Source organism: Actinomycetota bacterium (assembly GCA_030774015.1).
In the GTDB taxonomy this organism is placed as follows: domain Bacteria; phylum Actinomycetota; class UBA4738; order UBA4738; family JACQTL01; genus JALYLZ01.
In genome coordinates this window covers 1-12,509 of the sequence record JALYLZ010000094.1, presented here as the reverse complement: position 1 = coordinate 12,509, position 12,509 = coordinate 1, and the positions used below count along the sequence as shown (strand labels likewise).

The 12,509-nt window shown below is 69.7% G+C and carries 14 protein-coding genes and 5 tRNA genes; 12 read left to right on the top strand and 7 right to left on the bottom strand.

Going from position 1 to position 12,509, the window contains the following annotated elements; translation table 11 throughout:
- Nucleotides 1–30: 30 nt before the first annotated feature.
- Nucleotides 31–819 carry a histidinol-phosphatase gene (locus M3Q23_09380; protein ID MDP9342284.1) on the top strand — a complete coding sequence of 263 codons (789 nt, stop codon included), beginning with the start codon at nt 31–33 and terminating at the stop codon, nt 817–819.
- A 9-nt stretch (nt 820–828) separates the two neighbouring features.
- On the opposite strand, the gene M3Q23_09375 is transcribed toward M3Q23_09380, so the two are convergent.
- Complete coding sequence (locus M3Q23_09375) at nt 829–1,419, bottom strand: YceI family protein (protein MDP9342283.1); 591 nt, start codon at nt 1,417–1,419, stop codon at nt 829–831.
- Nucleotides 1,420–1,547: 128 nt separating this feature from the next.
- Between M3Q23_09375 and M3Q23_09370 the strand changes: the two genes are divergently transcribed.
- Together M3Q23_09370 and M3Q23_09365 are read left to right on the top strand one after the other, a co-directional pair.
- Nucleotides 1,548–2,153: a MarR family transcriptional regulator gene (locus M3Q23_09370; protein ID MDP9342282.1), complete on the top strand. Its 606-nt coding sequence runs from the start codon at nt 1,548–1,550 to the stop codon at nt 2,151–2,153.
- Between the two features lie 35 nt (nt 2,154–2,188).
- A complete protein-coding gene (locus tag M3Q23_09365; protein ID MDP9342281.1) occupies nt 2,189–3,280 on the top strand; it encodes a DNA polymerase IV in 1,092 nt (363 codons plus the stop codon).
- Here the strand turns inward: M3Q23_09365 and M3Q23_09360 are convergent.
- The 3 genes from M3Q23_09360 to M3Q23_09350 form a co-directional block, all read right to left on the bottom strand.
- A complete protein-coding gene (locus M3Q23_09360) occupies nt 3,225–5,381 on the bottom strand; it encodes a hypothetical protein (protein MDP9342280.1) in 2,157 nt (718 codons plus the stop codon). The genes M3Q23_09365 and M3Q23_09360 overlap by 56 nt on opposite strands.
- A 47-nt stretch (nt 5,382–5,428) precedes the next feature.
- Nucleotides 5,429–5,502: transfer RNA gene (locus tag M3Q23_09355), tRNA-Pro, on the bottom strand.
- An 11-nt stretch (nt 5,503–5,513) separates the two neighbouring features.
- Nucleotides 5,514–6,377: a PhzF family phenazine biosynthesis protein gene (locus tag M3Q23_09350; protein ID MDP9342279.1), complete on the bottom strand. Its 864-nt coding sequence runs from the start codon at nt 6,375–6,377 to the stop codon at nt 5,514–5,516.
- 50 nt (nt 6,378–6,427) lie between these two features.
- Here M3Q23_09350 and M3Q23_09345 point away from each other — a divergent pair.
- From M3Q23_09345 to M3Q23_09325, 5 genes are all read left to right on the top strand, one after another.
- Nucleotides 6,428–6,498 (top strand) — tRNA-Gly (locus M3Q23_09345).
- Between the two features lie 32 nt (nt 6,499–6,530).
- Entirely contained in the window at nt 6,531–6,869 is a 339-nt protein-coding gene (locus M3Q23_09340; protein MDP9342278.1) for a hypothetical protein, read from the top strand.
- Between the two features lie 2 nt (nt 6,870–6,871).
- Nucleotides 6,872–7,111 carry a hypothetical protein gene (locus tag M3Q23_09335; protein ID MDP9342277.1) on the top strand — a complete coding sequence of 80 codons (240 nt, stop codon included), beginning with the start codon at nt 6,872–6,874 and terminating at the stop codon, nt 7,109–7,111.
- 57 nt (nt 7,112–7,168) lie between these two features.
- Nucleotides 7,169–7,489: a hypothetical protein gene (locus M3Q23_09330; GenBank protein ID MDP9342276.1), complete on the top strand. Its 321-nt coding sequence runs from the start codon at nt 7,169–7,171 to the stop codon at nt 7,487–7,489.
- 56 nt (nt 7,490–7,545) lie between these two features.
- Nucleotides 7,546–7,620 (top strand) — tRNA-Arg (locus M3Q23_09325).
- A 38-nt stretch (nt 7,621–7,658) separates the two neighbouring features.
- Here M3Q23_09325 and M3Q23_09320 read toward each other — a convergent pair.
- Together M3Q23_09320 and M3Q23_09315 are read right to left on the bottom strand one after the other, a co-directional pair.
- Nucleotides 7,659–7,934 carry a hypothetical protein gene (locus M3Q23_09320; protein MDP9342275.1) on the bottom strand — a complete coding sequence of 92 codons (276 nt, stop codon included), beginning with the start codon at nt 7,932–7,934 and terminating at the stop codon, nt 7,659–7,661.
- A gap of 134 nt (nt 7,935–8,068) precedes the next feature.
- Nucleotides 8,069–8,224, bottom strand: coding sequence for a GPGG-motif small membrane protein (locus M3Q23_09315; protein ID MDP9342274.1), 156 nt, complete (start codon nt 8,222–8,224; stop codon nt 8,069–8,071).
- A 406-nt stretch (nt 8,225–8,630) separates the two neighbouring features.
- On the opposite strand from M3Q23_09315, the gene M3Q23_09310 reads away from it, so the two are divergent.
- The 4 genes from M3Q23_09310 (at nt 8,631) to M3Q23_09295 (ending at nt 11,409) form a co-directional block, all read left to right on the top strand.
- A complete protein-coding gene (locus tag M3Q23_09310; protein ID MDP9342273.1) occupies nt 8,631–9,050 on the top strand; it encodes an ATP-binding protein in 420 nt (139 codons plus the stop codon).
- A 65-nt stretch (nt 9,051–9,115) separates the two neighbouring features.
- Entirely contained in the window at nt 9,116–11,179 is a 2,064-nt protein-coding gene (locus tag M3Q23_09305) for an intein-containing Rv2578c family radical SAM protein (GenBank protein MDP9342272.1), read from the top strand.
- A 17-nt stretch (nt 11,180–11,196) separates the two neighbouring features.
- Nucleotides 11,197–11,269, top strand: a tRNA-His gene (locus M3Q23_09300).
- Nucleotides 11,270–11,332: 63 nt separating this feature from the next.
- Nucleotides 11,333–11,409: transfer RNA gene (locus tag M3Q23_09295), tRNA-Lys, on the top strand.
- A gap of 94 nt (nt 11,410–11,503) precedes the next feature.
- Here the strand turns inward: M3Q23_09295 and M3Q23_09290 are convergent.
- Nucleotides 11,504–12,352, bottom strand: coding sequence for an alpha/beta hydrolase (locus M3Q23_09290; protein ID MDP9342271.1), 849 nt, complete (start codon nt 12,350–12,352; stop codon nt 11,504–11,506).
- Between the last annotated feature and the right edge of the window lie 157 nt (nt 12,353–12,509).

Sequence of the window (12,509 nt, the reverse complement as noted above, 5' to 3'; positions counted from 1 at the left end):
GTCCAGACGAGGCCGGTAGGCTGTGGCCCCATGTTCGAAGAGGAGCTCCGGTTCGCCGGTGAGCTCGCGGACCACGCCGACCGCATCACCCTCGAGGTGTTCTCCCGGCCGTTCGAGGTCCGGCAGAAGGCCGACCAGACACCGGTGACCGAGGCGGACGTCCGGGTCGAGGAGATGATCCGGGCCGAGCTCGCCACGCGCTTCCCCGGGGACGCCGTCCTGGGCGAGGAGGGCGGGCTGGAGGGCGCGTCCGGACGGGTGTGGGTGATCGACCCCGTGGACGGGACGAAGAACTTCACCGACCGCATCCAGGTCTGGGGGACGCTCGTCGCGCTGATGGTCGAGGGCCAGCCCGTGGTGGGAGTGGCCAGCGCGCCGGCCCTCGGCGAGCGCTACGCGGCGTCCCGGGGGGGCGGCGCCACGCTGAACGGCCAGGCCATCCGGGTGTCATCGACGGGCGGGCTTGCCGAGTCCATGGTGTGCTCGAGCGGGATGAAGGACTGGCTGTCCGGACCGTTCGCGGGCCCCTACCGCGCGGTCGTGGAGACGGCCCGGCGGAGCCGCGGCTTCGGCGACTTCTGGGGCCACATGCTGGTGGCCCGCGGTTCGGCCGACGCAATGCTCGAGACCATCCTTCGGACCTGGGACTTCGCCGCGGTGCAGGTGATCGTGGAGGAGGCAGGCGGACGGATGACCACGCTCGACGGCGCGCCGCTCGCCGATCAGGCTTCCGCCCTCACGACGAACGGCGCGCTGCACAATGCCATCGTCGAGCTGTTCACTTCCCTGCCCGAGGACGCGCCCGGAGGCTACAACTAGACCGCCAGGCTAGGCGGCCTCGGCCTTGGCGGCGCCGACCGCCTGCACGTCGAGCTCGATGCGGACCTTCTTCCCCACAAGCACGCTACCGGTCTCCAGGTTCTGGTTCCAGGAGACGCCGAACTCCTCGCGGTCGATCTCCGTGGAGGCCGTGAAGGCCGCCCGGGTGTCGCCGCGGAGGCCGATCCCCAGCCCCTGGTACTCCACGTCCAGCACCACCGGGCGGGTGACGCCCCGGATGGTCAGGTCGCCGACGACCTTCAGGTTCGTCTTGTCGGTCCGCTCCACCCGCGTGCTCTTGAAGGTGATCTCCGGGAACAGTTCCACCTCGAAGAAGTCCGGGCTGCGCAGGTGGTTGTCGCGCATCTCCATCCCGGTGTCGATGGACGTCGGGTCGATGCTGACCTCCACCGACGACTCCTCCACCGAGGGCCCCACGTTGATCTTTCCGGAGAACCGGGTGAAGTGGCCCCGGACCTTCGTCAGCATCATGTAGCGGGCCACGAACGAGACGCCCGAGTGCGCCGGATCGATCTCCCAGGTGCCCGGGGCCGGGACCTCGATCCCGTCCAGCACCGCCCTGGTTCCGGTGTGCTCCATGGCCACTGCTCCTTCCCATCTCCTCCGGGCCTGACCCGGAATCCGGTGGTTGCTCTCGCAACCGTTCACCGCGCAACTTTATCTGGAGATCGTTGAGTTGTCAACCGTTTCCTTGGTAGCATGTGGATGTGGAAGTCCAGTTCGTGCCCTCGGACGACGAACGCCTCCAGACGTGGGTGGCGCTGCTGCGCACCCAGGCCGCGGTGGTGGAGGGCGTGGAGTCGGAGCTGCTGGCCCGCCACGGGCTCCCGGTGTCGTGGCACGAGGTGCTGGTTCGCCTGTCCCGATCGGACGGCGGCGCGATGCGCATGCAGGAGCTGGCCCGGGAGGTGCTGCTCTCCAAGAGCGGCCTGACGCGGCTGGCGGACCGCATGGAGGAGTCCGGTCTCATCGAACGATCCAAGTGCGGAACCGACCGCCGGGGGACCTACGCCGTCATCACGGAGGCGGGGCGGCGCATGCTGCGCGAGTCGTTCCCGGCCTTCATGTCCGCCGTGGAGCAGCACTTCGCCCGTCATCTGTCCGGGGAGGAGCTGAGCGCGCTCCGAAGCCTCCTGGCGAAGGTGCTGGAGGGCAGCGGCCGTCCCGAGGAGGAAGCGTGCACCACCGAAGTCGTGGGAGCGGCCGGAGCGGTGGAGGCCCCCGGAGCGATCGGGCCCGTCGAGCCGGTCGAGGCCACCGAGGCCGTCGAGGCCGTCGAGGCCGTCGAGATGGAGCCCCAGCCGGTCGGCTGATCGGGCACATTCGAGTTCCATCGCCGCTGGATTCGTTGACGCCGCCTCGGCACATCCTCCACGTCGACCTCGACCAGTTCATCGCGGCCGTCGAGATCCTGCGACACCCCGAGCTTCGCGGGAAGTCCGTGGTGGTGGGCGGGTCCGGCGACCCAAGCCAGCGGGGCGTCGTGTCGACCGCCTCCTACGAGGCCCGGCGGTACGGGGTCGCCTCCGGCATGCCGCTTCGAACGGCCGCCCGGCGGTGCCCGGAGGCCGTGTTCCTTCCGGTGGACGGCCCCGCGTACCACGCGGCGTCCGATCAGGTCATGGCAACCCTCAGGACGCTTCCGGCGGTGGTGGAGGTGGCCGGGTGGGACGAGGCCTTTCTGGAGGTGGACTCGGACGATCCGGTGTCCTTCGCGCGCGAGCTTCAGCGGGCCGTGCTGGACCGGACCGGGCTGTCCTGCTCCGTGGGGATCGGGCAGAACAAGCTGCACGCGAAGATCGCATCGGGGATGGACAAGCCAGGCGGCGTGTTCGTCCTGACGGCGGAGAACTGGTTCGGCGTGATGGGCTCACGGCCGGTGGAAGCGCTGTGGGGCGTTGGAGGGAAGACGGGCCGCCGGCTGGCCGCGTTCGGCATCAGGACGGTCCGGGACCTGGCCGGTGCGGACGAGGTCGTCCTGGCAGGCGCGTTCGGGCCCAACACCGGGCCGTGGCTTCGGGCCCTGGCCCGCGGGGACGGTCCGGACCGGGTCCATCCCGAGCCCCACGTGGCCAGGTCCACCAGCCGGGAAACGACGTTCCAGCGTGACCTGGTGGACCCGGAAGCCATCCGAGCGGAGGTCCGCCGGCTGGCCCGCCAGGTGGTGGACGACGTCGGTCGCCTGGGACGCCCGGCCACGCGGGTGGTGGTGAAGGTCCGGTTCGCTCCCTTCGTGACCGCAACGCACGGGGTGGCGGTGGCGCCGCCCTCGATGGACCCGGCCGAGGTGGAAGCCGCCGCGCTCGCGGCGCTGGAGCGCTTCGAGCTGGACCGGCCGGTTCGGCTGCTCGGGGTGCGGGCGGAGCTGAGGCCTCCGGACGACGTCATCCCTCCCGGCGATGCGTTGCCACTCGGCGCCGCCGGGCCCGAGGGACCATGATCAGCCCTGCCAGCGCCGCCGCCCCGATCGCCAGCAGGACCCAGTACAGCGGATAGGGCCGGTAGACGAACGCGATCGTGTGCCGTCCGGGCGTGACCGGCGCGCCCACCAGGCTCGGGGCGACCATCTGCGTCTGCACCGTTCTCCCGTCGACCCGGGCCGTCCACCGGGGATCGAACGACGCCGCCAGCAGGGCCACCGAGGGGCGGTCGGCCTGGAGCGTCGCGGTGGCGAATCCGTCCGGAAGCGCATCGACCTCGTGCAGGACCCGCCCCGCGGGGCCGGACGGCGGATGCCGGGACGAGGCCGTGGGGCGCGCCGCCGTGGCGCCCCCGAACGCGACCGTCGGGTACAGGCCCTCCGCCAGGTCCGTCGAACGCAGGAAGGACGCCGCCCGGGCCCCCAGGTTCGTCCGGTCGGCCACGATGGGCGGCCCGACGGTATCCACGACCCGAACGAACCCGGTGGTCGCGACCCTCCACAGCGTGTGCCGGCCCCGGCGTTCGATGAGGGTCGCCACCACCGGCGGGGTCCGGTCGGCCGGCAGGATCAGGTAGCGGATCCCGAACAGCGGGTAGTCGGAGGGGTCCGACTCGGCGAAGTACGGCTCCACGTCGGCCGAGAGGGACTTGGTTCGCAGCGTGAACCCCACGGCGTCGGCGTCGTGGTCCAGCAGCCACGCGTACACCGGCACGAAGGCGATCTTGTAGTCGGCCCCCCAGTTCGACCGGAGCCCGGCGTAGATCCGGCCGCCGCCGAGCTCCTGGGCTCGCCGCACCAGGACCTGGAGCGCGGCGCCATCGGTGGCATCGGCCTGCCGCTGCTGGGCCATCCACGAGGCGCCGAGGGCCTCGTAGTCGGCTCGCTCCACCCACGCCGGCGCGAGGATCCCGACCAGCGCGGCCACCAGCACGGCGACCGCCGCCGCGGGGCGGACCCGGGGCACGAATCGCCGACCGGCCCCCAACGCCACGCGGCCCATCCAGGCCAGACCCACCCCCGCCATCAGGATCCCGGCCAGGTGCACCCCGAAGACGTACCGGCGCAGGAACATGTCCTTCGTCCCGGGGAGCAGGTTCAGCATGGCCCCGAGCGTGGGCCGCCCGAAGAACAGCAGCAGGCTGACCACGAACAGGGCGAGGACCGAGCGGGCCCGTTCGTCCCGCCGCCACCGGACCAGGCACACCAGCGCCCCCACCGCCACCAGGAGGCTCACGACGGGGAACCGGCCCGAGTCGAAGATCTGCCCGCTGAACAGCCATCCCAGGACCTTCCGGGCACCGAACGAGTCCGCGTAGAACGTCCCGGCGGTGAACTCGTTCACCGGGCTCCACCGCTCGTCCGTGACCAGCGGCACCAGCAGCCAGGCCGACAGCAGCAGCGCGCCGCCGAACACGGCCGCACCCCGCACCAGGCGCCCGCGAAGCCCTTTCAGCGAGACGAACGTGAAGGCCACCACCATCAGCAGCGCCAGATACCCCGTCTGGAAATGCGACACGACGGTGAACGACACGAACACCGCGGCCAGCGCCAGCGAGCCTCGGCCCTGGATGGCCCTGGACGCCGAGCCCACGGCGAGCGGAAGGAACCACATCCCCCACAGCTGCGCCCACACCCCCGACCCCTGCCACGTGTAGCTGGCCCACTCGTAGCCGAGACTCGGCTTGCTCACCAGAAGCGGGGAGACCACGGCGGCCAGCGCGGCGGGCCACCGGCCCCACCCCATCATCCGGGCCCCCAGGTACACCGAGACCGGGAACAGCGCGAGCAGCAGGTACAGGACCCAGTAGAACACCCGATCCGTACCGAACGGCACGCCGAGGAGCCCCGTCACTATGTGGGGGAAGCTCTGGTAATGGTGGAACTGGGACGACCCCAGCTGGAGGTACGGGAACCACCCGTCAAGCGGGAGGTGGCCGGAGGAGATCCGTTGCTCCGCCCACCGCGCCATCGCGGCGTGCACGCTCCCGTCGTTCAGGTTCGGCGTGGGGACCCGCTGCGCGCGGAGGACCCACAGGTCGAACGACGAGACCAGCGCCACGACCCCCAGGGGCCCGAGACGGGACGCTCGCCAGCCGGCGAGTGGCTCTTCGGTCGACATTGTTCGAGGGAGTCTGCACCGTCAGGGCGGCGAGGGGTGAAACCCAGTCGGGGCGGCCGGATTCGAACCGGCGGCCTCGTGCTCCCAAAGCACGCGCGCTACCAAGCTGCGCCACGCCCCGCTGGGAGGATTCTAGGCGCCGGGGAGTTCGAACTCCCCTCTCCCCACCACGAACACGCCGCCGCCCACCCACACCTCCCACGAGTCGCCTTCGGCCGTGACCTCGACGTGCAGGGCACTGGGGCGGCCCACCTCCACGCCCTGGCGGACGATTAGGTGCCCGGGGAGGCCGCCGAGCCCGCGCGCGGCCATGTACGCCCCGAGCGGCCCTGCCGCCGAACCGGTGGCGGGATCCTCGTCGATGCCGATGCCTTCCCCGAAGAACCGCGCCTTCGCTCCCTCCTCCGTGACCGCGAACAGGTACAGGCCGTCGGTCCCGGCCTCCCGCACGACCTCCGACAGCACTCGCTGGTTCGGCCGAGCGTCCGTCACGGCGTCGGGAGTGGCAGCGGGGACCAAGAAGTGGGCCAGCCCGGTGGAGACGACCTGCGCGGGAAGCTCCGGATGGATGTCCTCCGGTGAAAGGCCCAGCGCGCCGGACAGCCGTTCGGGGTCACGCATCTCCGCACCGAACGTCGGAGCCAGCTGTCGGACCCGAGCCGTGCCGGCCGCCATGTCGGCCTCGACGTGAAACTCCCCCGCCGCCACGCGCTGGACGGCCGGCGACCCGATTCGGCCCTCCAACACCAGCAGGAAGGCGGTCCCCACGGTGGGGTGCCCGGCGAAGGGCATCTCCTTGCCCGGCGTGAAGATGCGCAGGTCGTACCGATCGCCGTCGATCCCCGTGACGAAGGCCGTCTCAGAGAACCCGATCTCCCGCGCCACGACGTGCATGGTCTCGGTGTCGAGATCCGCGGCGTCGGGCACCACGCACAGCTGGTTCCCCTCGAGGGGCCGCTCTGCGAACACGTCGACCAGGCGAAACGACAGGTGCACGGCCGAAGTATGACGGGAGTCCGGGGACGCGCTGCTACAGTTACCTGCGCGCGGGCGTAGCTCAATGGTAGAGCTCCAGCCTTCCAAGCTGGTGGTGAGGGTTCGATTCCCTTCGCCCGCTCGAATCGACTCCAGGAGGACGGGGGGACCACCGTGAGGACGCGCTTCTCGCAGAAGCTCGAAAAGCTTCAGGCGCGGGTGCTCGACGGGCCGGGCCGGCTCCAGCCGTCCGCGCGCCGGAAGGCCTTCGAGGGTCACTCGGTGGACGATGCCCTGGCCGACCGGTACGTGCAGAGCATCCACCGCCACGCCTACAGGATCGTGGACCGGAACATCGACGAGCTCCGCGAGGCCGGCTGGTCCGAAGACCAGATCTTCGAGCTCAGCATCTCGGCCGCGTTCGGCGCGGCCAGGCACCGCCTGGACACCGCACTCCGAGCGCTGGAAGCGGCCCGAACCTCCCCAGGCGTTCCCTCCGAACGGGGAGCTTGACGATGCGGCTGGCCAACGTGAGGCGCGGGAACCGATGGCCCAACCGGGCGTTCGTGTGGCTGATCGGCAGGAAGCAACCGGCCCCGGACGTGGTGCGCACGATCAACTACCGTTCCGGCTTCTGGGGGGCCCCGTGGAGCGACGCGCTTCAGGACGCCATGCGCGGCCCCTCGGACTGGAGCGTGGGCGAGCGCGAGCTGTTCGCCGCGTACACGTCCTACCTCAACCAGTGTCCGTTCTGAACGGGGGCTCACGGCGCGGTCGCGTCGACGCAGCTGGGCGAGGAGATCACGCTCGCCGTGTTCGAGGACTACCGCACCGCGCCGGTCCCGGACGGGCTGCGTGCCGCGCTCGGGTTCGTTCGGAAGATGACCCTGACGCCCGGTGAGCTCGGCCCGGACGACGCCCGGGCGGTCCTGGAAGCCGGTGTCGGCGAGCAGGCGCTGATCGAAGCCATCACGGTGTCGTTCCACTTCAACCTGATCGACCGGGTGGCGGACTCCCTGGGGTTCGACCAGCGAAGCCCCGAGGAGCACCTGGAGGGCGCGAAGTCGCTCCTCAAGTACGGCTACAAGTTCCCCGGCCCGCTCCGCCTGCTCGGCCGCCTCCCCACCTGGTAGGGCCGGCCGGGATCACCGGCTCCGGGCGTTCGCCCTCGTAGAATGGCCAAACGCGAGCGCCGGTAGCTCAGCCTGGATAGAGCGGCTGCCTTCTAAGCAGCGGGTCGCAGGTTCAAGTCCTGCCCGGCGCACTTTGGCCCAGCCAGGAGCCGGTCGCCTGGAGTCGGCGCTATCCGTGCTCCAAGAGGTACTCGATGTACAGCGGACGGAGGGCGTCGGCCAGCTTGCCCTCGCTTGCGTGCATGGCGTCGTGGATCTGGCCGAGATAGGTGTGGATGACGTCGGACTCCGCCTCGGCGATGTCGCCCGCCGCTGCCTCCGCCGCCGGGATCTCCTGCACGAGCTTCCAGAAGAATCCGACGTCAAGTCGCTTGCGGGCCAGGCTGATCGCCCGGTCGTGAAGCTCGCGCGACGAGAGCTTGTCCAGTTCCTCGAACGTCGGCACGTCCAGGAGTCTGGCACAGCGCTCGGCCTGCGCGCTTCACGCGGAGCGCATGGGAACGTGTGAAGGGGAGACCCGCCACCGGCGGCGAGGGGAGCGGTTCGCGGTCCCCTCGCCGGCGGGCAGGTGGACGACGGTCAGCGGAAGATGCTGACGCCGCCGGGGCCGATCAGCAGGCCAACCACGATCAGGACCACGCCGGCCAGCACTCCCCCACGTATCAGGGTCACGATGCCGGCGATGACCAGGACGACGGCGATGATCCACAGGACCGTCGCCGCTCCTGCCGCCATCGCGAGGGCGCCAAGCGAGAGGGTGCCAAGCACGGTTCCTCCTTCCAGGGGACAGAGAGCTTCGCCGGGGGGCTCCCCGAATTCCTTTCCCGCCCGGCCGACCGGGAAAACCGCTGGTCCGGGGCCCGAAACACGACCGCCGCGGCCTGAGGCACAATGGCCGCACGACCGGTCGACTCGCACTCGCGATGCATCGAGATCCTCCGGGGAGCCCGCGCTTGACGGCGAACGAGGGCAGTGTCGGTGGGCACCCTGGCCGGGACGCCCTTCGCCGCATCGGTCTACGGGGCAGCGGCAGGGGAACATTTCGGGCTCGAGCGGGCGTTTGGAAGGCGGGAGCGGCGGGCAGGTCCCTCTTCGCAGGGAACCGCCCGTGAACAGCACTCCTCGGGGGATGTCACCCAAGATGGCGCTTCAAACAGCCGTCCCGGTCGTCCGGACCTTCCGGTCCCATCCGTCGTCGCTGTATCCGGTGCGTCAGTTCATCCGCGAGCAGGCCGCCGCCAATGCCCTGTCCCAAGCGGTCGCGGACGACGTGGTCCTGGCCACGTCCGAGGCCTGCGTGAACGCGGTGCTCCACGCCTCGACCCGGACGGTGAGGGTCACCTGGCGCTGCGCGGCGGGCTGCACCGAGGTCGTGGTCGAGGACGAGGGGATCTTCGACCGGCAGCTGCCCATGCCCGAGATCGACGGCCCGACCGGCCGCGGCATCCTGTTGATGACCGCGCTCATGGACGAGATCACCATCCGGGAAGGCACTCCTCGCAGGCCGGGGACGATGGTCCGGTTGGTGAAGTGCGAGGCCGCCGCGCCAGTCCGGGCCTGACCCCCCCGCACCCAGAGCGGTTGCGCTTTCCGGAAATCGAACACGTGTTCTATACTTGCACCTTGATGGAGCGAGAGGCCCTGTTCGAGGTAGCCCGGCGGACGTTTGACACGCCCGAGTTCCGCGGCATCGAGTTCATCGAGGTCGAAGCCAAGACCGTCATCAACCATGTCCCCGGCAACTTCCTCCCGTTCAACTGGACCATCAACCCATACCGAGGATGCAGTCATGCCTGTGCCTACTGTGTATCGGGCGAGACGCCGGTCCTGATGGGCGATGGCCGCACCAAGGCCCTCGCCGACGTCCGGGTCGGCGACGAGATCTACGGCACGACCAGGCGAGGCACCTATCGCCGGTACGTCAAGACGCAGGTCCTTGCGCACTGGTCGACGGTCAAGCCCGCCTACCGCGTCACGCTCGAAGACGCCACCGAGCTGATCGCCAGCGGCGACCATCGTTTCCTGTCGGACAGGGGCTGGAAGCACGTCACCGGCTCGGAGCGGGGCCCCGACCAACGGCCCCATCTGACAGTCAACAACAAGCTGATGGGAACGGGGGGATTCGCGCGCCAGCCCGAGGAGACGTCCGAATACCGCCGGGGCTACCTGTGCGGCATGATCCGAGGTGACGGTCATCTGGGGTCGTACACGTATCCCTACGGCGAGGTCCACAGGTTCCGGTTGGCGCTCGTGGACCTCGAGGGCCTCCAGCGAACACGCCGGTACCTGTCGGACCTCGGCATCGAGGGCCAACAGTTCCTCTTCCAGGAAGCCGTTGGTCAGCGAAAACCCGTCTACGCGATTCGCCAGTCGCGCCGCAGGACCGTGGAGTCGCTTCGTCGCGTCTGCGAATGGCCCCGAGACACATCGATCGAGTGGTCGAAGGGCTTCCTCGCGGGGATCTTCGACGCGGAGGGCAGCTACGGCCGAGGCATCCTGCGCATCTCGAACACCGACGACGAGATCCTAGGGAAGATCGCTTTCTGCATGCGAAGGCTGGGCTTCGCGTTCCGGCTCGAGGAGACGTCGAGACCCAACAGCCTCGCGTATGTGCGTCTGCTGGGAGGCGTCCGGCAGGCGCTTCGCTTCTTCCACACCGTGGACCCCGCGATAACCAGGAAGCGTTCGATCGAGGGTCAGGCCATCAAGAACAACGCGCCGCTCCGGGTGGTCTCGATCGAGCCGTTGGGTGTCGAGCTGCCCATGTACGACATCACCACCGGCACCGGCGACTTCATCGCCAACGGCGTCGTGTCGCACAACTGCTTCGCTCGGGTTACGCACACGTACATGGACATGAATGCGGGGCGTGACTTCGAGACGAAGATCGTGGTGAAGATCAACGCGCCGGAGGTGCTGCGCCGGCAGCTGGCCAGGAAGACCTGGAAGGGCGAGCACATCGCCATAGGCACGGCCACCGACCCGTACCAGCGGGCGGAGGGCCGATACCGGCTGATGCGGGGGATCCTGAGCGGGCTGGTCCACTTCCGGAACCCGTTCTCGATCCTCACGAAGAGCACGCTGATCCTGCGGGACCTCGACCTGCTGCTCAAGGCGGCGCGGTGGGCGGACGTCAGCACCGCACTCTCGATCGGGACCCTGGACGATGAGGCGTGGCGCCGGTCCGAGCCGGGGACGCCGCACCCGCGCAAGCGCATGGAAGCAGTCGCGGCGCTGAACGATGCGGGGATCCCGTGCGGCGTGCTCATGGCCCCGATCCTGCCGGGCATCACCGACGACCCACGGAAGCTCCGCGACGTGGTGAAGGCCGCCATCGACGCTGGAGCCACTCACGTCTCCCCCATCCTGCTGCACCTGCGGCCTGGCGTTCGCGAGGAGTTCATGCCATGGCTCGCCGAGCACTACCCCGATCTGGTGGAGCGGTACGAGGCCACGTACCAGCGGCCCTACGCGCCGTCCGCCGACCGCAAGGTCATTGGGGGGACCGTGGACGGGATCGTGCGCGCTCTGGGAGGCATGCGTCCGCGGCAGACGGCGCCGCGGTATCCGTCGCGGGGCCAGTGGCCCCTCGCAGGGCGCCCGCCACGCCGGCGACGAGCCGGCCCAGCTCCGGCTGCTCTAGCCGCCGGGCCGCAGCCGCCGGCCGGAGGCCACAGGGGCCGCTGCTAGAATCGGCTCCGCACATGGTGGCCGTAGCTCAACCGGCAGAGCACCAGGTTGTGGTCCTGGGGGTTGGGGGTTCAAGTCCCCTCGGTCACCCAACTGGAGAGAAGGCGAGCGGCTGAGCCGTGTCCGCGAAAGCTCGTCCGCTATCATCCATCCGGGCCTCTAGCTCAATTTGGCAGAGCAACGGACTCTTAATCCGCAGGTTCGGGGTTCAAGTCCCCGGGGGCCCACCAAGAGAAATCCCAATAAGTGGTGAGATTCGGCGTCCAGAAGGCCAGCAGGTGTCTGGCCGGCCATCTCTCCTAGCAGAAGCGGGCGGCCTGCCGTCTAGCTTGGGGAGACCGCGGACTCGTGGAGGAACCGCTCGACCTCGACGTACACGTCCTCTGACCGCTCCAGCGCGATCAGATGGTTGGCCCGCTCGAGGACCACCCGTCGAGCACCGGGAATCTTCGCGACGAGCCGCTCGCCGACCTCCGGCCGAACGGACCCGTCCCGTTCTCCAATGATCACGAGCGTGGGCACGGCGATCCGCGAGAGGTCCGCTCGAGCGGCCGCGCGGTTGTCCCACAGATATCGCCGGAGGCAGGGCACGGTTCCCCGGCGCAGGAGCGGACGGACGTAGCGCTCGATGAGCTCCGGCGTCACGAAGGCAGGGTCCTCGACGACCCGGCGAAGGCTGATGCCTGCCACGAGTCGAGCGAGGGGCGCCACGCGCAGGGCGGCCGAGAGGACCAAGAGATCGCCCCAATGGTTCTGCCACGTCGAGCCGTCGCTCTCGTCGATGGCCGCCAGCAGGATGAGCCGCTCGACGCGTTCGGGGAAGGTCAGCGCGATCCGCTCCGCCACACCACCACCCATCGAGAGCCCGACGATGCTCGCCCGCTCGATCCCGAGCGTGTCCATCAACCCGGTGACGGTCCTCGCATGGGCCTCCAGAGCAAACGAGCGCGTTCGGTTGCGGTGGCTGTAACCGAGGCCAGGGAGATCGAGGGCCACCGTTCGGTGGTGCTCCGCCATGCGCGGCATCACCCGGCTCCACACGAAGGTGTTGCTGGGGAACCCGTGGATGAGGACGACGGGGGAACCTTCGCCGGCCTCGATGTAGTGGATCGCTTCCCCATCGACGGCCGCGATCGCGCCAAGCGCGAGGCGGGATGGACGAGTTCCGGTCAAGCCGCCTTTGCCACCCACACTCCCCGTTGGTCCGGCGACTCTAGACGCAAAGGTCATCCGCGAGCAAGGAGTCGCGCCTTGCGGGAGCGACTGGCCGGCTTGTTGGCACAGCGGGCCGGATCGGCAGCGCAGACCGGCGGGGAGCGCTGACGAAGAG